23 protein-coding genes are annotated in these 22,844 nt (G+C 71.0%); 14 read left to right on the plus strand and 9 right to left on the minus strand.

All coding sequences use genetic code 11. The features are described from left to right. The first annotated feature begins 125 nt into the window (after nucleotides 1-125). Nucleotides 126-746, plus strand: coding sequence for a hypothetical protein (locus AB0F88_RS08360; RefSeq protein ID WP_362678954.1), 621 nt, complete (start codon nucleotides 126-128; stop codon nucleotides 744-746). Next, entirely contained in the window at nucleotides 743-1,678 is a 936-nt protein-coding gene (locus AB0F88_RS08365; protein WP_362678957.1) for a hypothetical protein, read from the plus strand. Before AB0F88_RS08360 ends, AB0F88_RS08365 begins: the two co-directional genes overlap by 4 nt. A 26-nt stretch (nucleotides 1,679-1,704) precedes the next feature. On the opposite strand, the gene AB0F88_RS08370 is transcribed toward AB0F88_RS08365, so the two are convergent. From AB0F88_RS08370 to AB0F88_RS08405, 8 genes are all read right to left on the minus strand, one after another. After that, nucleotides 1,705-1,926 (minus strand): hypothetical protein, encoded by a 222-nt coding sequence (locus AB0F88_RS08370; RefSeq protein WP_362678960.1) that lies wholly within the window; start codon nucleotides 1,924-1,926, stop codon nucleotides 1,705-1,707. A 94-nt stretch (nucleotides 1,927-2,020) separates the two neighbouring features. Next, entirely contained in the window at nucleotides 2,021-2,677 is a 657-nt protein-coding gene (locus tag AB0F88_RS08375; RefSeq protein ID WP_362678963.1) for a dihydrofolate reductase family protein, read from the minus strand. A gap of 56 nt (nucleotides 2,678-2,733) precedes the next feature. Beyond that, the gene (locus AB0F88_RS08380; protein WP_362678966.1) at nucleotides 2,734-3,483 is read right to left on the minus strand and encodes a hypothetical protein; all 750 of its coding nucleotides are present in this window, start codon (nucleotides 3,481-3,483) and stop codon (nucleotides 2,734-2,736) included. 218 nt (nucleotides 3,484-3,701) lie between these two features. Next, nucleotides 3,702-4,238, minus strand: coding sequence for a methylated-DNA--[protein]-cysteine S-methyltransferase (locus AB0F88_RS08385; protein ID WP_362678969.1), 537 nt, complete (start codon nucleotides 4,236-4,238; stop codon nucleotides 3,702-3,704). Then, the gene (locus AB0F88_RS08390; RefSeq protein WP_362678972.1) at nucleotides 4,235-5,644 is read right to left on the minus strand and encodes an AlkA N-terminal domain-containing protein; all 1,410 of its coding nucleotides are present in this window, start codon (nucleotides 5,642-5,644) and stop codon (nucleotides 4,235-4,237) included. Before AB0F88_RS08390 ends, AB0F88_RS08385 begins: the two co-directional genes overlap by 4 nt. A 75-nt stretch (nucleotides 5,645-5,719) precedes the next feature. Beyond that, nucleotides 5,720-6,664 (minus strand): NYN domain-containing protein, encoded by a 945-nt coding sequence (locus AB0F88_RS08395; protein WP_362678975.1) that lies wholly within the window; start codon nucleotides 6,662-6,664, stop codon nucleotides 5,720-5,722. Between the two features lie 101 nt (nucleotides 6,665-6,765). Further along, nucleotides 6,766-6,972: an acyl-CoA carboxylase subunit epsilon gene (locus AB0F88_RS08400; protein ID WP_362678978.1), complete on the minus strand. Its 207-nt coding sequence runs from the start codon at nucleotides 6,970-6,972 to the stop codon at nucleotides 6,766-6,768. Continuing rightward, complete coding sequence (locus tag AB0F88_RS08405) at nucleotides 6,969-8,573, minus strand: acyl-CoA carboxylase subunit beta (RefSeq protein ID WP_362678980.1); 1,605 nt, start codon at nucleotides 8,571-8,573, stop codon at nucleotides 6,969-6,971. Before AB0F88_RS08405 ends, AB0F88_RS08400 begins: the two co-directional genes overlap by 4 nt. A gap of 102 nt (nucleotides 8,574-8,675) precedes the next feature. Between AB0F88_RS08405 and AB0F88_RS08410 the strand changes: the two genes are divergently transcribed. From AB0F88_RS08410 to AB0F88_RS08420, 3 genes are all read left to right on the plus strand, one after another. Then, nucleotides 8,676-9,461, plus strand: coding sequence for an ABC transporter ATP-binding protein (locus tag AB0F88_RS08410; RefSeq protein ID WP_362678983.1), 786 nt, complete (start codon nucleotides 8,676-8,678; stop codon nucleotides 9,459-9,461). 47 nt (nucleotides 9,462-9,508) lie between these two features. Continuing rightward, on the plus strand, nucleotides 9,509-11,137 hold the full coding sequence (locus AB0F88_RS08415; protein ID WP_362678986.1) for a hypothetical protein: 1,629 nt from the start codon (nucleotides 9,509-9,511) through the stop codon (nucleotides 11,135-11,137). 134 nt (nucleotides 11,138-11,271) lie between these two features. Continuing rightward, complete coding sequence (locus AB0F88_RS08420; protein WP_362678989.1) at nucleotides 11,272-13,908, plus strand: phosphoenolpyruvate carboxylase; 2,637 nt, start codon at nucleotides 11,272-11,274, stop codon at nucleotides 13,906-13,908. 192 nt (nucleotides 13,909-14,100) lie between these two features. Here the strand turns inward: AB0F88_RS08420 and fdhD are convergent, their stop codons facing one another. Next, nucleotides 14,101-15,120: a formate dehydrogenase accessory sulfurtransferase FdhD gene (fdhD, locus tag AB0F88_RS08425; RefSeq protein ID WP_362678992.1), complete on the minus strand. Its 1,020-nt coding sequence runs from the start codon at nucleotides 15,118-15,120 to the stop codon at nucleotides 14,101-14,103. Between the two features lie 174 nt (nucleotides 15,121-15,294). Here fdhD and AB0F88_RS08430 point away from each other — a divergent pair, with 174 nt between their 5' ends. From AB0F88_RS08430 to AB0F88_RS08470, 9 genes are all read left to right on the plus strand, one after another. Further along, the gene (locus AB0F88_RS08430; protein WP_362678995.1) at nucleotides 15,295-16,119 is read left to right on the plus strand and encodes a biotin--[acetyl-CoA-carboxylase] ligase; all 825 of its coding nucleotides are present in this window, start codon (nucleotides 15,295-15,297) and stop codon (nucleotides 16,117-16,119) included. A gap of 33 nt (nucleotides 16,120-16,152) precedes the next feature. Continuing rightward, nucleotides 16,153-16,671, plus strand: coding sequence for a PH domain-containing protein (locus AB0F88_RS08435; protein WP_362678998.1), 519 nt, complete (start codon nucleotides 16,153-16,155; stop codon nucleotides 16,669-16,671). A gap of 3 nt (nucleotides 16,672-16,674) precedes the next feature. Further along, nucleotides 16,675-17,712, plus strand: coding sequence for an adenylate/guanylate cyclase domain-containing protein (locus tag AB0F88_RS08440; RefSeq protein ID WP_362679001.1), 1,038 nt, complete (start codon nucleotides 16,675-16,677; stop codon nucleotides 17,710-17,712). A gap of 76 nt (nucleotides 17,713-17,788) precedes the next feature. Then, on the plus strand, nucleotides 17,789-18,874 hold the full coding sequence (locus AB0F88_RS08445; protein ID WP_362680587.1) for an S-(hydroxymethyl)mycothiol dehydrogenase: 1,086 nt from the start codon (nucleotides 17,789-17,791) through the stop codon (nucleotides 18,872-18,874). Beyond that, nucleotides 18,871-19,488: an MBL fold metallo-hydrolase gene (locus AB0F88_RS08450; RefSeq protein ID WP_362679004.1), complete on the plus strand. Its 618-nt coding sequence runs from the start codon at nucleotides 18,871-18,873 to the stop codon at nucleotides 19,486-19,488. Before AB0F88_RS08445 ends, AB0F88_RS08450 begins: the two co-directional genes overlap by 4 nt. 298 nt (nucleotides 19,489-19,786) lie before the next feature. Next, nucleotides 19,787-19,966 (plus strand): (2Fe-2S)-binding protein, encoded by a 180-nt coding sequence (locus tag AB0F88_RS08455; RefSeq protein ID WP_362679007.1) that lies wholly within the window; start codon nucleotides 19,787-19,789, stop codon nucleotides 19,964-19,966. A gap of 15 nt (nucleotides 19,967-19,981) precedes the next feature. Next, a complete protein-coding gene (gene bfr, locus AB0F88_RS08460) occupies nucleotides 19,982-20,464 on the plus strand; it encodes a bacterioferritin (protein WP_362679010.1) in 483 nt (160 codons plus the stop codon). A 251-nt stretch (nucleotides 20,465-20,715) separates the two neighbouring features. Then, nucleotides 20,716-21,384: a response regulator transcription factor gene (locus tag AB0F88_RS08465; protein ID WP_012888073.1), complete on the plus strand. Its 669-nt coding sequence runs from the start codon at nucleotides 20,716-20,718 to the stop codon at nucleotides 21,382-21,384. Between the two features lie 3 nt (nucleotides 21,385-21,387). Next, nucleotides 21,388-22,665 (plus strand): ATP-binding protein, encoded by a 1,278-nt coding sequence (locus AB0F88_RS08470; RefSeq protein ID WP_362679013.1) that lies wholly within the window; start codon nucleotides 21,388-21,390, stop codon nucleotides 22,663-22,665. Nucleotides 22,666-22,844 lie beyond the last annotated feature (179 nt).

The following is a 22,844-nucleotide window of genomic DNA, read 5'->3' on the forward strand; positions in this document are numbered from 1 at the left end:
CGGGAGGGCCTGGTGAGGGCGGTGGCGTGGCGGGTCGCCGTACGGAGGCGGACGACGAGGAGAGAGTCATGCCGAATCGCGCATATCGGTGGTTTCGGCGGTTGGGCGCTCCTAACGTGATCGGTGTGCGTGTCGCGATCGCGCTGGTCGTGCTCCTGTCGGCGGCCTGCGCCCCGTCGGAGGCCGAGCGGTTCACTCCCGCCGACCTTCCCCCCGAGATCTCCTCGCCAAGCCCCACGCCGACGGCGCCGAAGGTGGAGACGGTCCAGGTCTCTCCCGACGTCCAGGTGGTGGTGGAGTGGCCGGCCACGACCGACCGGGATGCCACCGCGATGATCAATTCTTTCCGCGACTACCGCGCCGGGTCCTTCCGGGCGGTCGTCACCGGGGGCCGGGACGTCGCATACCGCGAGACGGTCCAGGAGGGGGCGAGCCTGGACGCGTACGCGTGGGTGAAGGCGTTCCTGGACCAGCGACGCTCGGTGCGCGGGATCTCCCGGCTGTACTCGCTGAACGTCGTCTCGGTCACCGGCCGGGGGGCCGAGCTGAACGCGTGCGTGGACGAGACCGGGATGCGGCTGCTGGACGCGGAGACCGGGAAGGCGGTCCGCAGGCAGCCCGACTGGGCCAGGCGTCCCTTCCTCCAGGTCGCCGGCCTCCGGCGGGGCGACGACGGGATCTGGCGGATCAAGCTGCTCCAGCACGCCAAACCTTTCAGTGAAGCCTCGAAGGGATGTCATCGATGATCATGAATATGGTGGTCGCGGGGCTGCTCCTGCTCGCTCCGAATCCCGGTGGCGGCGGTGGTGGCTCCGACGTCCAGGTCCGGGGCGGCCAGGATGGGAACACGGCGCGGATCAGCCTCAAGAACTCCCAGATCATCATCAGCGGGAACGGCCGCGGGGGGAGGAGCGACGGCTACCGGCTCAAGCGTCCCTGCTGGTACGAACCTGCTCAGAACGCCTCGGACATGCTGGACTTCCAGCAGCGGTCGACCCGGGTGGACCCCGGCGCGCCACAGACCCGGCATGAGGCCCTCGAGCCGTTCGTGGAGAAGCTCGGCGAGGAGGGGCGCTGGTGGACGGTCGCCCACGACGCGTCCGATCCCAACGGGGTGAGCTGCCAGATGGCGATGGACACCTACGTGTTCGTGCCGCCCGGCACGACCCCGCCCGCCGGGATCACCATGGCCGAGTTGGTCGACATCGCCCGTGCCGCGCTGACCGTGCCCGAGCCGAAGGTCGAGATCAATCCGGACGCCAAGAGCTACGTCAACCTGCCGACCTGGGTCTGGCTGGGTGATGTCGGCGAGACCACCAGGTCCGTGACCGCGACGCTGCCCGGGATCATGAGCGCCACCGTGACCGCCAACCTCGGGAACATCGAGATCGACTCGGGCACCACCGGCGAGCGGGCGGATGTCGTGGAGACGGGATGTGGGGTGAGCGGCAAGCCGTACGCGAAGGGCGAGAAGTTCACCTGCGGTGTGAACTACCGGCGGGCCTCGATCGACCAGCCGCGCGGCGTCTACGTGCTGGAGGTCACCTCGGTCTGGGACATCGGGGTCGAGGGTGTCGGGGGTGACGTGGCGCCCTTCGTCTACGAGCCGGTCCAGGTCGGGGCCACCCGCGACATACCGGTGGGCGAGGTGCAGAGCACGGTCAGGAAGACCGGCTAGCCCCGTTTTCCGCACGTGAGTGATCTTCAGTGGAGGTCTCGTGGATCGATGTCGAGGAGGTCCAGGAGATGGAACCTGCCCGCGTCACGGGCCGCGGCGTAGTCCACCGCCGGGGCCGTCTTCAGATCCTGACCGGCCAGGGTCGCGGCGCTGACGTGGTTCCTGGAGGCCGGCGCGATGAAGGTCACGCCCGCCTCCTTCATGGCGGCCAGGTTGGCATACGAGATCAGCTTGGAGTCACCGGTCATGAGCATCTGCTGCGGGCCGACCAGCTTCTGCGAGCCCTGCGTCCCGCCGGTGATCGTCGCCGACCGCCAGGCGGCGGACGCCGCCCCCTCGCGGTCAGTCGAGGACCGTCACCGAGCGTCCCTCGTCCACGGTGTACTCGCCTGCGGAGATCGCGCCGAGGCTCACGGGTTCGAGCGTCAGCGAGACGACGCCGCCGGGCAGCCGCGAGCTCTCTTCGACGGTCGTGAACGTCGCGGGCGTCGATCCGTCCGGGAACAGGCGCTTCCCCGTCCCGACGACGACCGGGTACTGGAGTAGCCGGTAGACGTCGACGAGCCCTGCCCGGTGCAGGGTCTGCACCAGCATCCAGCTCCCGTGAACCTGGAGTTCCTTGCCGGGAAGCCCCTTGAGGCGGCGTACCTCGTCGACCACGTCACCGCGCAGGACCGTCGTGGGGCTCCAGCCGGCTTCCTCGTCGGCCAGCGTCGAACTGACAACATATTTCGGCAGCGTGTTGAGCTTGGTGGCGATCAGGTTGTCGGGTTCGGTGACCTTCGGCCAGTACCCGCCGAGCAGGCCGAAGCTGGTACGGCCGAACAGGAACGCGCCGGCCTCACGAAACCAGTTCTCGACGACCTCGTTGGTGTGCGCCGAGGCGTGCGGGACGAGCCACCCGCCGCGGTCGAAGCCGTTGGAGCGGTCCTCGTCGGGGGCTCCGGGTCCTTGCATGACGCCGTCGAGGCTGACGAAGATGTTGACGCTGAGCAGCACGGTTCCCCTCCGGGGTTCGGGTCGGACACCGGCCGGGGTCGGCCGGCATTCAGACGCTAGCTGCCAGGCACAGGGGGAATCTTGTACAGGAACGACAGCGTGGAATGCTCGCCCGCCTGCAGCTCGCGCGCGGTGTGCCCGACGTAGCGACGCAGCGCGTGTGCGAGGTGGGCCTGGTCGAAGTACCCGAGCGTCTCCACGACCGCGCGCCAGCCGTGGCCGCCGAGCAGCATCGTGGCCGCGGCGTTCGCGCGGTCGATCTGCGTCACGGCGGTCCGCGACAGGCCGGTGGCCGCGCGGTAGCGACGCTGAAGGGTACGCATGGTCGGGTCGGCCCCGGGACGCTCGCGCTCCTCCTCCCCGAGGCGTGATCGCACCAGCAGCCCCGCGTCCTGCAGTCGCCGGACGAAGTGCTCGACGTTGTCGTACGTCGGCACCTCCCAGTCATCGCCGCCGATGACCACCCTGCCCGAGTCCGTCACCGGGAACGGCACGTTCCCGTTGATGATCGAGCTCGCGGGATGCGGCCGAAGAACCGTGCCGAGCGCGAACCGGATCCCGAGGAACTCGGTGTCCGGCGGAACCGGCGCGACGGTCGCCCTCGTCTCCGGCCCGCGCAGGCCGGCGAGCAGGCATCCCCGCCTCCGCGAGAGGATCAGATGCCAGCAGGTGCGCGCCGCGGACGTCATCGTGTCCTCGGCGTCGCTACGGGTGCGCCACACGCGGTCGACGACGCTCGCGCCGATCTCGGTGTCGCGATGCTCGAACCGCAAGGTCATGGCCTCCTCGACCTCCAATCCGCTCAAGCCTCCCCTGGAGCATAGGGAAACGGACAACGAGGATCGAAATGCCGGAGGAGAGCAACCCGCGATCTTCAATCACTTCGACGTGCGGAAAACGGGGCTGGCCGCCGTGGCCGGTCACGGACCCGTGACCGGCCACGGCGAGGCGCGGAGCGCGATCAGGAGGACCGGCCGTCCGGGGCCGGCCACGGCGAGGCGCGGAGCAGGACCGGCAGGACCGGTCAGCGGCTCTCCCGCCGGGCCCGGAGCCGTTCGGCGGCCGGTGCCCCCTCGTGGGTGAGCAGCCACTGCTTGACCGGGGTGCCGTAGTAGTAGCCGCCGTACCCGCCGGTGGACGGCAGGATGCGGTGGCAGGGGACGAACGGCGCGATCAGGTTCCGCGCGCACGCGCTCCCGGCGGCCCTGGCCGCGGTCCTGGGCAGCCCCGCCCGCTCGGCGAGCTCGGCGTAGCTGATCGTGACGCCCGCGGGCACCTGGCGCAGGGCGGTGAGCAGCCGCTGCCGGACGGGCGTGCCCGGCTGTTCCACCGGCACCGCGTCGAGGGCGGTCAGGTCGCCGTCCAGGTAGTCGCGTACCGCCCGCGCGGGCAGGCCCAGATCGTCGGTGAGGGTCAGCCCCTCGGCGCGCAGCTCCGGGGAGAGCCGGGCGAACATCTCGTCCGGTCCCGTGGTGGTGAAACCCGCCGCCAGCAGCACGCCCTCGCGGGCGAGCATGGCCAGCGGGCCGGCCGGGGTGTCGAGAACCTGTGCCTCTATCATTCCGAGCTCCAAAGGTGCAGCGCGGCGTACGCCCGCCAGGGGCGCCACCGCTCGATGTGGCTTTCGGGGATGCCCAGGCAGGCCATGGCCCGCCGCAGGCCGAGGTCTCCGCCCGGCCAGGCGTCCGGGTCGCGCAGCGCCCGCAGCGCGATGTAGCCGGAGGTCCACGGCCCGATCCCGGGAACCTCCAGCAGCCCGGCGACCGCCTCCGCGGGCTCCTGGGCGCCGTCCAGGTCGATCTCGCCGCCCGCCACCCTCGTGGCGAGGTCCTTCAGCGTCGCCACCCGCCGCCCGGTCAGGCCCAGCCCGTCGAGGTCGGCCTCGGCGAGCTCCTCCGCCGACGGGAACAGGTGGGTCAGCTCCTGCCCGCCGGTGGGGCGCCCGGCCCGGGCCGCGACGCGGCCGAGGATGGTACGGGCGCCCGCGACGGAGATCTGCTGGCCGATCACGGCGCGGACGGCCACCTCGAACCCGTCCCAGGCGCCGGGCACGCGCAGCCCGGGGCGGGCGGCGACGAGCGGTCCCAGCGAGGTCGCGCCGAGGGCTGCGGAGATGGCCTCGGGGTCCGCGTCGAGGTCGAGGAGGCGGCGGCAGCGGGCCACGATCCTGGCCAGGCGGCGGGTGTCGTCGACGCTCACGTCCAGCCGTACGTGGCCGGGCCCGGGGGTGAGGGTGATCGTGCCGCCGGGGACGGCCCGGCTGTAGGACGTGTCGTCCGCGCGCTCCAGGCCGGGGATCGCCCTCGCCGCGAGGAACCGCATCAGGGTCGCGGCGTCGTAGGGCTCCCTGCGGTGCAGCCGCAGGGTCAGGGCGTCGCCGCACGTCCCGGGCCTGCCCCCCGTCGTCGCCCGCAGCTCGCCGGGGGTGAAGCCGTAGGTGTCCTTCATGGTCGCGTTGAACTGCCGGACGCTGCCGAAGCCCGACGCGAACGCCACGTCGACGATCGGCAGCCCGGTCTCGGTGAGCAGTTGCTTGGCCAGCAGCAGGCGCTTGGTCCTGGCCACGGCCAGCGGGCCCACGCCGATCTCCGAGGTGAACAGCCGGTGCAGGTGCCGTCCGGTGATGTGCAGCCGCCCGGCCAGCCGGGTCATCCCGCCGTCGTCCGCCACGCCCTCGTCGATCAGCCGGAGCGCCCGGCCGACCAGGTCGCCCCGGTGGTCCCAGCCGGGATCGCCGGGGCTCAGCTCCGGCCGGCAGCGCTTGCACGGCCGGAACCCGGCCGCCTCGGCGGAGGCCGCGTGGCGGTAGAACCGCACGTTGCGGGTGGACGGGGTGCGTGCCGGGCAGATCGGCCGGCAGTAGATGCGGGTGGAGGTGACCGCCGTGTAGAACCGCCCGTCGAACCGGGCGTCCCTCGCGGCCACCGCGCGGTAACAGGAGTCGAAGTCGAGCTCTTTCACGGACACGCCGACGACGTTACCCGCGGCGCACGGGGTACGGCTGGCGGGAATCGGACGTGGCCGTGGCGGCCGTCGCCACCCTCACTTGGAGGAGACGCCGACCCCGATCTCGAACTCCCGGTAGACGCGGGCCCAGAATCCGTCGCGGAGCCAGACGCGCGCCTCGGGGTAGGGGCGCAGGGAGTGGCCCAGCTCCTTCTCCGCCTCGATGAGCAGCTCGGTGTCGATCACCGTGGGCAGGATCGGCCCCGGCAGCAGGTCGCGGATGTTGTCGCGGCCGCGGGTGAGGATCCACTTCTGGGCCACGTGCTCGCCGACCTCCTCGACGCGCGGGCGGCTCGGACCCAGCTTGGTGACCTGGCCCGCCGGGACCTTGGGCTTGGCGGCGGCGGTGCGCCCGGCGAAGACCTGGGCGGGGGAGGGGGCGATCGGGGGGACCGGCACCGGCACCGGCGCGGGGGCGCGGCTGAAGAAGGACCGCAGGAAGTCGGCGCTGATGATCTCGACGGTGTCGGACTCCCAGACCAGGCGCTCGGCCTGGTTGGTGCCGTAGGGGGGCTCCACACCCCACAGGTGGATCCGCACCCCGTAGGCCTGGGCGGCCTCGACGGCGGGGACCATGTCCTCGTCCCCGGCCAGCAGTATCGTGTCGCTCACCGCGTGGTGCCTGGCCAGCGCCTCCAGGTCGCTCCTGATCTGCGCGTCCACGCCCTTCTGCTGGCCCCGCGCGTTCAGGTTGCCCAGGCGCACCTTGACCCAGGGAAGCTGGGCGATGACCCGCTGGTCCACGGTCGGCACCCGGTCGCGGGCGGCGTCGTACCAGTAGATCCGGAGCAGCTCGCCGTGGATGCGCTCCTCCGCGTGCTTCTGCAACGCCTGGATCAGCTCGTCGGCCGCCACCCGGTATTCCTTGCGCTCCTTGGCGCTCAGGAGCACCTCCCCGGCCGCCGCGTACAGATAACCGACGTCGACCAGGACGGCGTACTTCGCGGCGATGGGACGTGACGTGAGGTCCAGGATGGTCATGTCGTCCTCCAGGCCTCGGAACTAGCTGATCGGCTGACTATATGCGCCCATTTCTTAGATGGTCCCAACTCTCGCGCAACTTGACACCCTGTTCCCGGGATCTATCTCGGCAGTGCGCTCGATCGCCATGCGCCTTGCCCGACAGGAAGCGCTTTTCGCATGCGATGTGAGTGATTGCTCCAGGATTTCGACGTCTGCGAGGCTTTCGACGCCGGACTCGCCGGTACGGCGCGCGTCGAGAGGGCGATCACCACCGCGGCGATCTCCTCGGGTGTCGCATCTCCTTTAATGATCTTCAAATGTCTCATAGCGGGATGTTCCCGTGCTTCTTCGGGGGCAGGGTCGCGCGCTTGTTGCGCAGGGTCCGCAGCGCCTTGACGATCTGGACCCGGGTGTCGGAAGGGCGGATCACGGCGTCCACATACCCACGTTCGGCCGCGAGATACGGGTTGGCGAGCGTGTCCTCGTACTCGGTGACGAACCTGGCCCGCTGGGCGTCCGGATCCTCGGCCGCGGCGAGCTCGCGCCGGTAGAGGATGTTGACCGCGCCCTGCGCGCCCATCACCGCGATCTGCGCGGTCGGCCAGGCCAGGTTGACGTCGGCGCCCAGGTGCTTGGACCCCATGACGTCGTACGCCCCGCCGTACGCCTTGCGGGTGATGACCGTGACCAGGGGGACGGTCGCCTCCGCGTAGGCGTAGAGCAGCTTGGCGCCGCGCCGGATGATCCCGTTCCATTCCTGGTCGGTGCCCGGCAGGAATCCCGGGACGTCGACGAATGTCAGGACGGGAATGTTAAAGGCGTCGCACGTACGGACGAATCTCGCGGCTTTCTCCGAGGCCGCGATGTCCAGCGTGCCGGCGAAACTCATCGGCTGGTTGGCGACGATCCCCACGGAGCGCCCCTCGACCCGGCCGAAACCCACGAGGATGTTGGGCGCGAATTGCGCGTGCACCTCCAGGAATTCGCCGTCGTCCAGGACGTGTTCGAGAACCGTGTGCATCTCGTAGGGCTGGTTCGCCGAGTCGGGGATCAGCGTGTCGAGCTCGCGGTCGGAGTCGGTGGTCTCCAGCGGCGGATCGGCGTCGAACGCCGGGGCCTCGTCCATGTTGTTGGACGGCAGGTAGGACAGCAGCGCCCTGGCGAACTCCAGGCAGTCGGCCTCGTCGGACGCCTCGTAGTGGGCCACGCCCGAGCGGGAGTTGTGCGTGTGCGCCCCGCCGAGCTCCTCGAACGTCACCTCCTCGCCGGTGACCGTCCTGATCACGTCGGGGCCGGTGATGAACATGTGCGACTTCTCCGACACCATCAACACGAAGTCGGTGAGCGCGGGCGAGTAGACGGCGCCGCCCGCGCAGGGGCCCATGACCAGCGAGATCTGCGGGATCACCCCGGAGGCGTGGACGTTCCGCTTGAAGATCTCGGCGTACAGGCCCAGCGAGACGACGCCCTCCTGGATGCGCGCCCCTCCGGAGTCGTTGATCCCGATCACCGGGCAGCCGGTCTTCAGCGCGTGGTCCATGACCTTGACGATCTTCTCGCCGAAGACCTCGCCCAGGGAGCCGCCGAAGACGGTGAAGTCCTGGGCGAACACCGCCACCGGGCGGCCGTCGACCGTGCCGTACCCGGTCACGACCCCGTCGCCGTACGGCCGCTCGCGCTCCAGTCCGAAGCTCGTGGACCGGTGCCTGGCGAGCTTGTCGAACTCCACGAAGCTGTCCTCGTCGAGGAGGGCGAGCACCCGCTCCCTGGCGGTCATCTTCCCCGCGGCGTGCTGCTTCTCGACGGCGCGCGCCGAACCCGCGTGGGCCGCCTCGCCCAGGCGGCGCTCCAGGTCGGCCAGCTTCCCGGCCGTGGTGTGGATGTCGGGTCCGGAATCCAGTGCTTCGGCGCTCAGGGACTCGCTCATCCCAGCAGGGTAACCGTCGTCTCACATCGCGAACTATCGGGGGCGATCGTTCGTTTCCCGTGCGAGGCGGCCGATCGCGCGGGCCGCGGAAGGGGAGGCGCCATGCCGGACGTCACGGAGGCGGTAAGGACGCGGGGGCTGCTCAAGCGGTTCGGGCAGCAGGTGGCCGTGGGAGGTGTCGACCTGGTGGTGCCGCAGAGCAGCTTCGCCGGGCTGGTCGGCCCCAACGGCGCCGGGAAGACCACCACGCTCAGCATGGTCACCGGCCTCCTGCGCCCCGACGACGGCTCGGTCCACATCGGGGGCGCCGACGTCTGGCGCGACCAGGTCGCGGTCAAGGGCCGCATCGGCGTGCTCCCCGAGGGGCTGCGCCTGTTCGAGCGGCTGTCGGGCAGGGAGCTGCTCTCCTACAACGGCCAGCTCCGCGGCATCCCCAGGGACGAGGTGGGGCGGCGGGCGGAGGAGCTGCTGAAGGTCATGGACCTGACCGAGTCGGCCGACAAGCTCGTCGTCGACTACTCCACCGGCATGCGCAAGAAGATCGGCCTGGCCGCCGCGCTGCTGCACAACCCCGCGGTGCTCTTCCTCGACGAGCCGTTCGAGGGCGTCGACCCGGTCAGCGCCAACACGCTCGTCGAGGTGCTCAGGCGCTACACCGCCTCCGGGTCGACGGTGGTCTTCTCCAGTCACGTCATGGAGCTCGTCGAGCGCCTGTGCGACTGGGTCTCGGTGATGGACCGCGGGCGGATCGTCGCCCAGGGGCCGCTGGACGAGGTCAGGGCGGGCCGAGGCCTCAACGAGGCCTTCCTCGGCCTGGTCGGCGCCCGGGGCGGCGACGGCCCGGAGGGACGGGAGGGCCTGTCGTGGCTGGGCGCGACCCCCTCGTGAGCGCGCCGGACGGGACCGGGCGGCAGGGGGACGGAAGGGGCGACGGGGTGAGCGCGGGCGTGCGGGGAGACGCCGTCGCGAGAGGCGCGGGAGGCGCGGGTGCCGTGCGGGTGGGGCCCATGGTGTTCGTACGGCTCAAGCTGCGGCTCGTCGCCGGGAACCTGAGCGGCAGCCCCCAGCGCCTGCTGGGGTTCGTCTTCACGGCGATCGCCGCGTTCGTTTTCGGCGCCCTCGGGTTCCTGCTGACGGCCACGCTGCGCCTCGCGCCCGCCGGCGTCGCCCTTGAGGTCGCGACCGTGGTGTTCACCGTCTTCCTGGTGGGCTGGGCGGTCGTGCCGCTGCTGGCGTTCGGGCTGGACGACACGCTCGACCCGTCGCGCCTGGCGCTGTTCCCGCTGGGGACCGGCCGGCTGGCCGCCGGCATGTTCGCCGCCTCGGTCACCGGCGTGTGGCCGCTCGCCTCGCTGGCCGTGATGGCCGGGGCCGTCGTCGGCCTGGCCACCGGGGTCGGCGGGGTGATCCTGGGCCTGGTCGCGGTGCTGCTCCACTTCGCGCTCTGCGTCGTGCTCTCCCGGCTGATCACCACGTCGCTGTCGGGGATCCTGCGCACCCGCAGGGGCCGCGACGTGCTCGCCGTCTCGGTGATCTTCTTCATCCTGGCGGCCCAGCTGCCCAACCTGCTGCTCAACGGCGGCCTGGCGGCCGACCCCATGGCCGTGCTGCACGGTCTCGCCTCGGTGCTGAGCTGGACCCCCTCCGGCGTCGCGGCCCGCTCCATCGCCGACGGGGGCCTCCTCGCGGTCGCGGGGGTGGCCCTGCTCGCCGCCCTGGTCGCCGGGGTCGGATGGCTGTGGATCGCCGCGCTGCGCCGCGCCCTGGTCTCCTCCGACGCCTCCACCCAGGGCGCGTCGGTGCGCAACTCCCAGGGCCTGCTGGCCAGGATCCTGCCCGACGGCCCGCTCGCCGCGGTCGCGGGCAAGGAGCTCAAGTACGCCCGCCGCGACCCGCGGGGCAGGGTCGGCTGGTTCGCCGCCGTCGCGGTCACCGGCATCATGGCCTTCTCGATGTACGGGGAGAACGACGGCGCGGCCGGGAGCTTCCTGGCGATCCTCCCCGCCTGCATCGGCGCGCTGATGATCAGCATCCAGGGGTGCAACGCCTTCGGCATCGACGGCCGCTCCCTGTGGACGAACGCCGTCGCCTACGGCACCGACCGCGACTGGCGCACCGACATCGCCGGGCGGCACCTGGCCGTGGCGACGATCGCGGTCCCGCTGCTGCTCGTGCTCGCCACGGTCGCGGCGCTGCTGGCCGGGAACGTCGCCTGGGCGGTCCCGGCCACGCTCACCGCCTGGGGCGTCCTCGGGGCCGGGCTCGGCGTGGGCGCGCTGACCAGCGTGCTGATGCCCTACACCGTGCCCGAGCGCCTGAACGCCTTCACCGGCGCGGCCCCCGGGCAGGGCGGCATCGCCTTCGCGGGGTCGTTCGCCGCGCTGATCGGCACCGGCCTGCTCGCGCTGCCGATCGTCCTGCCGGTCCTGTTCGGCCTCACCTGGGTCGGCGTGCCGGCGGTGGCGTACGGGCTGCTGGTCTCCTGGGGCGGCCGCAGGGTCGCGGGGAAGATCGCCTTCGCCAGGTATCCGGCCCTCCTGAAGGCGACCTCCGCGGCCACCTGACGATCATCCGGCGGGCCGTCCGGACGGCCCGCCGGAAGCCGTCCGGACGGCCCGTGAACGGCCTCTCCAATGGTCTAGTCCAATGGGTGAGACCGGTCTCCGTTCGACAAAACGGACTGGGTACGCTGGCGGGCATGCCCGCCACCGTGTCCCATCAGGCAGAGCGTTCCACCGCTGTCACCGAGATGCCCGACGAGCTGCGCGCGGACGTGCGACTGCTCGGTGAGCTCCTGGGGCAGGTCATCGCCGAGCATGGCGGCGATGACCTGCTCGCCGATGTCGAACGGCTGCGCAAGGCCGTCATCGGGGCCCGCAGGAAGCAGGTGTCGGTCGACGAGATCACCGCGATGGTGGCCGAGTGGCCGATCGACCGCGCGGTGCAGATCGCCCGCGCGTTCACCTGCTACTTCCACCTGGCGAACCTGGCCGAGGAGCACTTCAGGATCCGCACCCTGCGGGTCCGCGACACCGGCGAGGAGCCGCTGCCCGAGTCCCTGGCGCAGGCCGTCCAGGAGCTCGGCGACGACAAGGTCGCCGACCTGGTCGAGGGACTGCGCCTGCACCCCGTGCTGACCGCGCACCCCACCGAGGCCCGCAGGCGCGCCGTGGTCACCGCGATCCAGCGCATCAGCGGCCAGCTCGCCGCGTACAACAGCTCCGACAGGGGCGCGGCCGAGCGGGCGGAGACCCGGCGGCGGCTGCTGGAGGAGATCGACCTGCTGTGGCGGACCGCCCAGCTGCGGTCCACCAAGCTCGACCCGCTGGACGAGGTGCGCACCGCGATGGCGGCCTTCGACGAGACCCTCTTCCGGGTGGTCCCGCAGGTCTACCGCGCCCTGGACGCCGCGCTCGGCGGAGGGGCCGGCACCGGCAAGCCCCGGGCCCGCGCCTTCATCAGGTACGGCAGCTGGATCGGCGGCGACCGCGACGGCAACCCGAACGTCACCTCCAAGGTGACCAGGGACGCCGTGCTCATCCAGGCCGAGCACGTGCTGATCGCCCTGGAGAACGCCACGCTCAGGATCGGCCGCTCCCTCACCCTCACCGCCGACTACACCCCCGCCTCCGCCGGGCTGCGGGCCGCGCTGTCGAGCGCGGTGAACGACCACCCCGACGTGGTCTCGGAGATGGCCACCCGCTCCCCGAGGGAGCCGCACCGGCAGTGGCTGATGTTCGTCGCCGCCCGCATCGCGGCCACCCGCCAGCGCGGCCTCGACCTGGCCTACCGCTCGCCGGAGCAGCTCCTGGCCGACCTGCGGACGGCCCAGGACTCGCTGGTCGAGGCCGGCGCGAACCGGCAGGCGTACGGGGAGCTGCAGCACCTCATCTGGCAGGTGGAGACGTTCGGCTTCCACCTGGCCGAGCTGGAGGTCCGCCAGCACTCGCAGGTCCACGCCGCCGCGCTGGAGGAGATCGCCGCCGGGCGCACCTCCGAGCGGACCGAGGAGGTCCTGTCCACGATCCGCACGATCGCCTGGATCCAGGAGCGGTTCGGGGTGACCGCCTGCTCCCGCTACGTCGTCTCCTTCACCCGCTCGGCCGACGACATCGCCGCCGTCCACGCGCTGGCCGCTCACGCGCTGGGCGACCGGGCGCCGCTGCTCGACGTGGTCCCGCTGTTCGAGTCGGGCGCCGACCTGGCCGCCGCCCCCACGGTGCTGTCGGGGATGCTGGAGATCCCGGCCGTGCAGGCCAGGCTCGCCGCCGACCGGCGCCTGGAGGTCATGCTCGGCTACTCCGACTCCGCCAAGGAGCTCGGACCGGCCGCCGCGACGTTGAAGCTGTACGAGGCCCAGGAGGCGCTGGCCGCCTGGTCGGCCGAGCACGGCGTGCCGCTGACGCTGTTCCACGGCCGGGGCGGCGCCCTGGGCCGGGGCGGCGGCCCGGCCAACCGGGCCGTGCTCGCGCAGGCCCCCGGCTCGGTCGGCGGCAGGTTCAAGGTCACCGAGCAGGGCGAGGTCATCTTCGCCCGCTACGGCCACGACGCCATCGCCCGCCGCCACATGGAGCAGGTCACCTCGGCGGTGCTCCTCGCCTCCACCCCGTCCATCGAGGCCCGTACGGCCGACGCGGCGGGGCGCTTCCGCGGCGTGGCCGGGCGGGTCGCCTCGGCCTCGGAGAAGGCCTACCGGCGGCTGACCGAGGCGCCCGGCTTCCCCGAGTGGTTCTCCCTGGTCAGCCCGCTGGAGGAGATCGGCTCACTCCGCCTGGGCTCCCGCCCCGCCCGGCGCGGCCTCGGCGCGCCCCGGTCCCTGGACGACCTGCGGGCCATCCCGTGGGTGTTCGCCTGGGCCCAGACCCGGGTCAACCTGCCGGGCTGGTACGGCCTGGGCAGCGGCCTGGAGGCGGTGATCTCCGAAACGGGCCTGGAGGAGCTGCGCGCCGCCTACCGCGAGTGGCCGCTGTTCGCCTCGCTGCTGGACAACGTGGAGATGTCGCTGGCCAAGACCGACCGCGACATCGCCGCCCGCTACCTCGCGCTCGGCGCCAGGGACGACTTCGTCGAGCAGGTCCTGGCCGAGTACGACCTGACGCGCCGGCTGGTCCTGGAGATCACCGGCCACACCCGCCTTCTGGAGGACCGCAGGGTCCTGTCCCGCGCGGTGCAGCTCCGCGACCCGTACGTGGACGCGCTCTCGCACCTGCAGCTGCGCGCCCTGTCCACCCTCCGCGCCGACGAGGGGCTGTCGGAGGAGGAGCGCGAGCGCCTGTCCACGCTGCTGCTCCTGTCGGTCAACGGCGTCGCCGCGGGCCTGCAGAACACCGGCTGAGCCGCTGAGCCGCTGAGTTGCCGAGCCGCCGAGCCGTGCGGCGGCGCCCGGGGCCCTCCGGTCGCGGGCGGACGGCTCAGCGGCCAATACCGGCGATTCGGGACACGAGTGGACTTCCCGTCCAGGGAGGACGTTCAAGGGCCGGAGCGGGCGGCTCAGGGCCGGTGGGAGGTGTCTGGGGGGAACGGGGGTTCAGCAGCCGATGCGGTGTGCCCCCGCGTAGACGTTGAAGCGCTCCTCGCGCAGGAACCCGACCAGTGTCATCCCGAACTCCCTGGCGAGGTCGACGGCGAGGGATGAGGGCGCCGAGACCGCGCAGACGACCGGCAGGCCCGCGGTGAGGGCCTTCTGCATGATCTCGTAGCTGGTCCGCCCGCTGACCATGAGCACGTGCCCGCCCAGCGGCAGCCGCCCGGCCATCATGGCCCAGCCGACCAGCTTGTCCAGCGCGTTGTGCCGCCCCACGTCCTCGCGGACCGCGAGAAGCTCACCCCCGGCGGTGAACAGGCCGGCCGCGTGCAGCCCGCCGGTCTTGCCGAAGATCCCCTGGGAGCCTCTCAGCCTGCCGGGAAGGCCGTACAGGACCTCGGGGGAGACGAACACCTCCTCCTGGCCGGGCAGCGGCGAGCAGCGGCCGCGCAGGGCGTCGAGGCTGGCGGTACCGCAGACGCCGCACGCGCTCGACGTCATGAAGTGCCGGTCGAGCGAGGGCAGGCCGGGCAGCCCGCCGCCGTGCAGCCGCACGGTCACCGTGTTGTAGCGCGCCTCAGGCGGCACGTCCTCGTCGGTGCAGTAGGCGATGGAGGCGATGTCCGCCGGTGCCGCGACGCCCTCGCCGTACAGGAATCCGGCGGCCAGCTCGAAGTCGTGGCCGGGGGTGCGCATGGTGATCGCGACCGTGCGGCGTTCCTCGCCCGCCTGGATGCGGATCTCCAGCGGCTCCTCGGTGGCCAGGTCGTCCCGGCGCTCATGGATCGTCCCCGACCGCATCTGCCCGACCCGCGCCCGGGTGGTGGGCCCCGGCCTCCGCGCGACCTCCATCACCTCGAAGCCCGGATCCACCTCTGAGCCCGGGTCCACCTCTGAGCCCGGGTCCACCGGTGAACCCGGATTCACCGTCGAGCCCGTGTCCGCCTCGGAGCCCGTGTCCGTCCCGGAGGCCGGGGCGTCCTCCACGTCGGTGCCGTTCCGTGCGGGGAGATGTCTGCTCATGCGTTCATCATCTCTTTTCGCCGCCGTCTGAACGGTTTCTCACACCGTCTGAACGGGTTCTCACCCCGGCCGAAAGCCGAACCTTGCCCGCCGCCCCAGACTTCGACAACAGTATTCCCTGGTCATTGGATTAATTCGGTAACAGGGGGTCGTTAGTGGAGGCAAGATGGCTAAGTGCTCGACTCGCCCTTCACTGATCTCGACCGCCCGCCGCTCTCCCAGGCGGCGCTCACCCGCGCGCTGGTCCGTCCCGGTGGACTCTGGTCCAGCATCTCCGTGGTCGAAAAGACCGGATCGACCAACGCCGACCTCGCGCACGCCGTCCGCGACGGCGCGCGGCAGGGCGCCGTCGTCGTCGCCGAGTCCCAGTTCGCCGGACGTGGCAGGCTCGGCCGCGTCTGGAGCGCCCCGCCGCGCGCGGGCCTGACGTTCTCGATCCTCCTGCGCCCCGACCCGCCCCTGTCCGAGCAGGGATGGCTGCCCCTGCTCGTCGGCCTGGCGGTCGCGTCGGCCGTGCGGAAGGTCGCCGAGGTCGACGTACGGCTCAAGTGGCCCAACGACCTGCTGATCGGCGAGCGCAAGCTCGCCGGGGTGCTCGCCGAGCGGATCGACAGCGCGGTGATCGTGGGTGTCGGGCTCAACGTGAGCGTGCGCCCCGAGGAACTGCCGGTGGAGACCGCCACCTCCCTGGCCATCGAGGAGGCCGCCTGCGTCGACCGCGATCCGATCCTGCGCGCGATGCTGCGGGAGATCGAGACCCACTACCGCGAGTGGTCTGAGGCGAACGGCGACGTCGAGGCCTGCGGCCTGCGGGCCGCCTACCTCGCGGTCAGCGCCACGGTCGGGCGGGAGGTCAGGGTGGAGCTGCCCGGCGAGCGGGTGCTCACCGGCACCGCCACCGGTGTCGACCGCGCCGGGCGCCTGCTCGTCGGCTCCAAGGGGGAGGAGCACACGCTCAGCGCGGGCGACGTCGTGCATGTTCGACCTCACAGCTCATGACGTGGGGCATGCGGGCGTGCCACGATTTGCCCCATGGGTCTACCCGATCATCACATGACGGAGGGGGAGCGACGGATCAGGTCGTTCCACCCTCACTGGAAGCGACTTATCGGCCCGTTCCTCGCGTTGATCCTGATCATCGTGGGTTCCGGCGCCGCTCTTTTCTTCATGCCCGACTTCGAGTACCGGTTCCACGCGCTCGTCGCGGTGGCCGTGGTCGCCGTCGGCCTGCTGACCGTGTGGTCTTTCATCCCGTACCTGCGCTGGAAGAACACCTCGTACGTCCTCACCTCGCACCGGTTCACCATCGGCACCGGGGTGCTGAACACGTCCGTCGACGACATCCCGATGACCAAGGTGAACACGGTCAGCGCCGACCAGACCCTCCTGGAGAGGCTCTTCGGCTGCGGCACGCTGGTCGTCGAGTCGGCGGGCGACCACGGCCGGATCACGCTGCGGGACATCCCCCGGATCCAGGAGGTGCGGGCCGAGCTGTTCCGCGCGATCGACGACGCGGCGGACGGGGAGCCCTCGGAACCCGGCGGGCGGTGACCCATGGGGCCTGACCTCCTGGGCCCGGCGGAGGGTGGGGACGAGACGGAGGTTCCCGCCGGACGCCCGACGGCCGGGCAGATCGAGCACCTCTTCGTCGGCGCCTCTCCCCGCTACACCCGGATCCAGGTGGCGAGCCTGGCCCGGTTGCCGCAGGAGCTCACCGAGCGGATCTGGCGCGCGCTGGGGTTCGCCACGCTCCCCGACGACACCGTGGCCTTTACCGACGCGGACGTGGCCGCGCTGGAACGGGTCCGGGCGATGATGGAGAGCGGCCTGCTGGACGACCGGACCGTCATCCGGATGGCGAGGGCACTCGGCCAGACGACGGCGAGGCTCGCCCAGTGGCAGGCCGAGATCATGATCGGCGCCATGCTCGACCCCGGCCGCCGGCCCACCGACGAGGACCTGGCGGCGGTCATGGAGACCTCGCGCCGGCTGCTCCCCGACTTCGAGCGGGTGCTGGTCCACGTCTGGCGCGCCCAGCTCGCCGCCGCCGGGACCCGCCTGCTGACGCTCGCCGACATCACCGACGAGATCGTGCCGGCCCGGCTCACCCTCGCGGTGGGCTTCGCCGACCTGGTCTCCTTCACCCGGGTCTCCCGCGAGCTGGACGAGCGGGGCCTGGCCGAGCTGGTCGAGGGCTTCGAGTCGCGGGCCTCCGACGTCGTCGCCGAGCACGGCGGGCGGATGGTCAAGACACTCGGTGACGAGGTGTTCTTCACCGCGACCGACCCGCGGACGGCCGCGGTGATCGCCCTGGACCTGATCGGCGCGGTCCGCCAGTACGGGCTCGACGTGCGGGTCGGGCTGGCGTACGGCCCGGTGCTTCCGATCATGGGCGACGTCTTCGGCACGACGGTGAACCTGGCGGCCAGGCTCACGGCCATCGCCCGCCCCGGCAGCGTCGTCGTCGACGACAGGCTGGCCGAGGCGCTGAAGGACGCGCCCGGCGTCGAGGTCGGCCGCATCCGCCAGCGGCCGGCCCGCGGCCTGGGGGTCGTGCAGCCGTACGTGTTGCGCCGGGCTGGTAATCATTGAGACTGGGCGCCCCAGGACCGTTCAACCGGTAAGCGGGCCCGCGAGGGTCGAAACCATGACAGATGAGGTGCAGGACATGCCGTACACCGTGCAAGGCGTGGTCGCGCGTGGCAAGTGCGAGCCCGTATCGCTGGAGACCGTTATCGTGCCCGATCCGGGCCCTGGCGAGGCCGTGGTGACGGTTCAGGCCTGTGGCGTCTGTCATACGGACCTGCACTACCGCGAGGGCGGCATCAACGACGAGTTCCCCTTCCTGCTCGGCCACGAGGCGGCCGGGGTGGTCGAGGCGGTCGGTGAGGGCGTCACCGAGGTGGCGCCCGGTGACTTCGTGATCCTGAACTGGCGGGCCGTGTGCGGCGACTGCCGGGCGTGTCTGCGGGGCCGTCCCTGGTACTGCTTCAACACCCACAACGCCACCCAGAAGATGACCCTGGAGGACGGCACGCCGCTCAGCCCGGCCCTGGGCATCGGCGCCTTCATCGAGAAGACGCTGGTCGCGGCCGGGCAGTGCACCAAGGTCGACCCGGCGGCGCCGGCGCAGGTGGCCGGGCTGCTGGGTTGCGGCGTGATGGCGGGCCTCGGTGCCGCGATCAACACCGGCGGGGTGACCCGCGGTGACAGCGTGGCGGTCATCGGGTGCGGCGGCGTCGGTGACGCGGCCATCCTGGGGGCCCGGCTGGCGGGCGCCTCGAAGATCATCGCGGTGGACGTGGACGACCGCAAGCTCGGCTGGGCCAAGGACTTCGGCGCCACCCACACGGTCAACTCCCGCACCTCCGACGTGGTCGAGACGGTCAAGGAGCTCACCGGCGGCAACGGCGCCGACGTGGTCATCGAGGCGGTCGGCCGCCCCGAGACCTACGAGCAGGCCTTCTACGCCCGCGACCTGGCAGGGACCGTGGTCCTGGTCGGGGTGCCCACCCCGGACATGAAGCTGGAGCTGCCGCTGCTCGACGTCTTCGGCCGCGGCGGCGCGCTGAAGTCCTCCTGGTACGGCGACTGCCTGCCCAGCCGCGACTTCCCCATGCTCATCGACCTCTACCTCCAGGGGCGGCTCGACCTCGACCGCTTCGTCTCCGAGACGATCGGGATCGGCGACGTCGAGGACGCCTTCGCCAAGATGCACCGTGGCGAGGTCCTGCGCTCGGTGGTGGTCCTGTGATCGACAGGGTCGTCACCTCCGGCACGTTCTCGCTGGACGGCGGGACGTGGGACGTCGACAACAACGTCTGGATCGTCGGCTCGGCCAGCGAGGTCCTCGTCGTCGACGCCGCGCACGACGCCGCCGCGATCGCCGAGCGGGTCGGTGGCCGCAAGGTCAAGGCCATCGTCTGCACCCACGCGCACAACGACCACATCGACGCGGCGGCCGACCTCGCCGCTCGGACGGGCGCGCCGATCCTGCTTCACCCGGCCGACCAGGTGCTGTGGGAGATGGTCTACACCGACCTGCCGTACACCCCGATCGAGGACGGGCAGGTGCTCTCGGCCGGAGGGATCGAGCTGACCGTGCTGCACACGCCGGGCCACGCCCCGGGCGCGGTCTGCCTGTACGGGGCGGACATCGGCGCGGTCTTCACCGGCGACACCCTGTTCAACGGCGGTCCCGGCGCGACGGGGAGGTCCTTCTCCTCCTTCGACACGATCATCGAGTCGATCAAGGGGCGGCTGCTCGACCTGCCGCCGGGTACGGCCGTGCACACCGGTCACGGCGCCTCCACCTCCATCGGCGCGGAGGCGGGGCACCTGGAGGAGTGGCTGGCCAGAGGCCACTGACCCGCGGTTCACCGCGCTCGGCCCGATCACGCGCCCCGGCCTTCGCCGGGGCGCGTTCGTGTTTTCGGCGGGCGTGTCCCGTGCTCGCGGGGATTCGTGCCGGCGAGACGTCCGCGGGGCGCCGCCGGGACCGCCCGGGGTGTTTCCGCAGGTCGGGATGGGATTTTCCAGACGGGAAATTCGTGCTTGTGACGGAGGGATTAAGGGTTTGTGTCCTAGTTCACATAGGCAAGCCTAACCAAATGAGTTAGCTTAGGTGTGCCTAACCTATGATAACCTCCAGAAAGGTCGCATCCCCGTGTACGTATGCCTCTGCCGCGCGGTCACCGAGAACGAGGTGCACGACTGCATCTCGGCAGGGGCCAAGAGTGCGCGCCAGATCCGTGATGCCACGGGCGCCGGTGGCGACTGTGCTTCTTGCGTGCGCAAAATCTGTGCGATCCTAAAGCGGTCCGAAGATTTAATGCCGACCGCATAGCACGAGGAGCTCGCCATGCAGGGCGACAAGAAAATCATCGAACTGCTCAACGAGCAGCTGACCGCAGAGCTGACCGCGATCAACCAGTACTTCCTGCACGCCAAGATGCAGGAGAACTGGGGATACACCAGGCTGGCCAAATACACCCGCGAAGAGTCCATCGACGAGATGCGCCACGCGGAGAAGCTGACCGATCGCATCCTCTTCCTCGAAGGCCTGCCCAACTACCAGAAGCTGGGCACCCTGCACATCGGCCAGACCGTCGCCGAGCAGCTCCGCGCCGACATGGATGTCGAGCTCGAGGTGGTCACCCGGCTGAAGCCGGCCATCATCCTGATGCGGGAGAAGGGCGACGCCACCTCGGCCCGCCTGTTCGAGGAGATCCTCGAGGACGAGGAGCGCCACATCGACTACCTGGAGACCGAGCTCGGTCTCATCGGGAGTCTTGGAGAGCAGCTCTATCTCGCCCGCTACGCCGAGCCGCCGTCGGCCTCCTGAGGTGAATCAAGCAGAACACGCCCGCCGGATCCCTTCTGGCAGGGCGTGTTCTGTTTTGTCGCTCCATCCTTTGGTGAGCCTGTGCTTTCCAGGGACTTCCAATGCGGGAGACCTACTCCGTGGCCCTCGGCCGTTGCGGGATGACTATCCGGGATTTATCAGTGTTTGCCCAGGTCAATGGATAGGTCAACGACGAGTCAAACCGCGCGCTGTACCCGGGAAACGATCCCCTAAGGTCCTACGATCGCAACATGACCTGTGTACTACTCGCCGAGGATGACACCTCGATTTCCGAGCCACTGGCGCGAGCTCTGCGCCGCGAGGGTTATCAAGTAGAGGTGAGCCCTGATGGCCCGCAGGCTCTGGAGCGGGCGCTGTCAGGTGGCATCGACCTGATCGTTCTCGACCTGGGCCTGCCCGAGATGGACGGCCTGGAGGTGGCCCGGCGCATCCGCGCCGAGGGCCACGGAACTCCCGTGCTGATCCTCACCGCCCGTGTCGACGAGGTCGACACGGTGGTGGGCCTCGACGCCGGGGCCGACGACTACGTGACCAAGCCCTTCCGCCTCGCCGAGCTGCTGGCGCGCGTCCGCGCGCTGCTGCGGCGCGGCACATCCGAGACGCCCGTGGTCCAGGGCGTGCGCATCGACGCCGACTCCCGTCGCGCGTGGATGGGAGACAAGGAGCTGCATCTGACCACAAAGGAGTTCGACCTGCTGAGGGTCCTGGTCCGCGACGCCGGAAAGGTGGTTACCCGAGAGCAGATCATGCGCGAGGTGTGGGACACCAACTGGTGGGGTTCGACCAAGACCCTGGACATGCACATCTCGTGGCTACGCCGGAAACTCGGTGACGACGCCGCCAAGCCCCGATACATCACAACCGTTCGAGGAGTCGGCTTCAGGTTCGAGCGCGAGTAGGAGATGCGCCGCCGTCTGCTCTCCTCAACTCTCCTCGTCGCGGTCATCGGGGTGTTGCTGCTCGGCATTCCCCTCGGTGTGGCGGTCAACCGGCTCATCGAGGAGGAGGCGACCCAGGAACTCTCCTCCCATGCCAAAAGCCTGCTCGGGGAGGTCGAGTACGCCCGGATCCAGGACCAGCCCGTCGACGAGCAACAGCTGGAACGCAAGTATCCCGATCTCTACATCCAGATTTACGCGAAGGGGACTCCTCCCCAGGTGATAACGGTGGGCACCGAGCCCCCCGAGAGCCAGAAGATGACCGAGGACGCACAGTCGGAGAACGGCGTGTACGTCGCGGTCAGCCGGGACAAGACGGGAGTGGAGCGTGAGGTCCGCGCGTGGTTGTTCCTCATCCTGGGACTCGCCGCCGCTGCCCTCGCGGTCGCGGTCGGGCTCGCCATCGTCCAGTCACGCCGCCTGACGTTACCGCTCAGCGACCTTGCGATGATCGCTGAGCGGCTCGGTTCCGGTGACGCCAGACCGAGCAAGCACCGTTACGGCATCCAGGAACTCGATCGGGTGGCCGAGGTGCTCGACCGCAGCGCGACCCGCATCTCCGACCTCCTGGCCAGGGAGCGGGAGTTCGCGACCGACGCCTCCCACCAGCTCCGCACCCCGCTCACCGGCCTGACCATGAGACTCGAGGAGATCGTCGCCGCCGCCGACGAGCCGGGGATCGTCAAGGAGGAGGGCGAGGCCGCCATCGTGCAGGCCGAGCGGCTCACCGCTGTGATCGACGAGCTGCTGGCCACCGCCAGACGGCAGCGTCAGGCGCAGTCCGAGATCGTCGAGCTCGACGTGCTGCTCGATCAGCAGTTCATCGAGTGGGGCCCGGCGTTCCGCAGGGCCGGGCGGCGGCTGAACCTGGTCGGCACGCGCGGCCTCCAGGCGCTGGGCACCGGCGGCGGCATCGGCCAGGTGATCTCCACCCTGCTGGAGAACTCGCTGGAGCACGGCGGCGGCACGGTGACGGTGACCACCAGCGCCAGGGACAGGTCCATCGTGATCGAGGTCGCCGACCAGGGGAGCGGCATTCCCGACGAGCTGGCCCCCAGGGTCTTCGAACGGAACGTGAGCGGGCGCGGCAGCACGGGTCTCGGCCTGCCCCTCGCCAGGGCGCTGGCCGCCGCCGACGGGGGACGCCTGGAGCTCGTACGGGCGCGTCCGGCGACGTTCGCGTTCTTCCTGCGCCAGGTGGGCGAGCCGGGCCGGAACCGCGTCGTGCGCGGGCCCGCCTGAGCGCTCCGGCCGGGGCTCCGGGCGTGACGGCTTCCGGGCGTGACGGCTTCCGGGCGTGACGGCTTCCGGGCCGCGCGAAGGGGGCCGTGCCGACCGGGGCGCGGCGGGCCGACGCCGGCAGGGGGCGTAGGTACCAACGCGGGCCGGGGGCGGCGGTACTAACGCGGGCCGGGGGGCTA

Origin of the sequence: Streptosporangium sp. NPDC023963 (assembly GCF_040639135.1) — a bacterium.
Classification (GTDB): domain Bacteria; phylum Actinomycetota; class Actinomycetes; order Streptosporangiales; family Streptosporangiaceae; genus Streptosporangium.

Bases quoted from the DNA above. Each gene is read 5' to 3' on its own strand.
- AB0F88_RS08395 (WP_362678975.1), bottom strand. From the start codon at position 6,664: ATGACCATCCTGGACCTCACGTCACGTCCCATCGCCGCGAAGTACGCC.
- AB0F88_RS08435 (WP_362678998.1), top strand. From the start codon at position 16,153: ATGGGTCTACCCGATCATCACATGACGGAGGGGGAGCGACGGATCAGG.
- AB0F88_RS08400 (WP_362678978.1), bottom strand. From the start codon at position 6,972: ATGAGACATTTGAAGATCATTAAAGGAGATGCGACACCCGAGGAGATC.
- AB0F88_RS08370 (WP_362678960.1), bottom strand. From the start codon at position 1,926: ATGACCGGTGACTCCAAGCTGATCTCGTATGCCAACCTGGCCGCCATG.
- AB0F88_RS08420 (WP_362678989.1), top strand. From the start codon at position 11,272: ATGCCCGCCACCGTGTCCCATCAGGCAGAGCGTTCCACCGCTGTCACC.
- AB0F88_RS08445 (WP_362680587.1), top strand. From the start codon at position 17,789: ATGCCGTACACCGTGCAAGGCGTGGTCGCGCGTGGCAAGTGCGAGCCC.
- AB0F88_RS08465 (WP_012888073.1), top strand. From the start codon at position 20,716: ATGACCTGTGTACTACTCGCCGAGGATGACACCTCGATTTCCGAGCCA.
- AB0F88_RS08410 (WP_362678983.1), top strand. From the start codon at position 8,676: ATGCCGGACGTCACGGAGGCGGTAAGGACGCGGGGGCTGCTCAAGCGG.
- AB0F88_RS08405 (WP_362678980.1), bottom strand. From the start codon at position 8,573: ATGAGCGAGTCCCTGAGCGCCGAAGCACTGGATTCCGGACCCGACATC.
- AB0F88_RS08440 (WP_362679001.1), top strand. From the start codon at position 16,675: ATGGGGCCTGACCTCCTGGGCCCGGCGGAGGGTGGGGACGAGACGGAG.
- fdhD (WP_362678992.1), bottom strand. From the start codon at position 15,120: ATGAGCAGACATCTCCCCGCACGGAACGGCACCGACGTGGAGGACGCC.
- bfr (WP_362679010.1), top strand. From the start codon at position 19,982: ATGCAGGGCGACAAGAAAATCATCGAACTGCTCAACGAGCAGCTGACC.
- AB0F88_RS08385 (WP_362678969.1), bottom strand. From the start codon at position 4,238: ATGATAGAGGCACAGGTTCTCGACACCCCGGCCGGCCCGCTGGCCATG.
- AB0F88_RS08470 (WP_362679013.1), top strand. From the start codon at position 21,388: ATGCGCCGCCGTCTGCTCTCCTCAACTCTCCTCGTCGCGGTCATCGGG.
- AB0F88_RS08365 (WP_362678957.1), top strand. From the start codon at position 743: ATGATCATGAATATGGTGGTCGCGGGGCTGCTCCTGCTCGCTCCGAAT.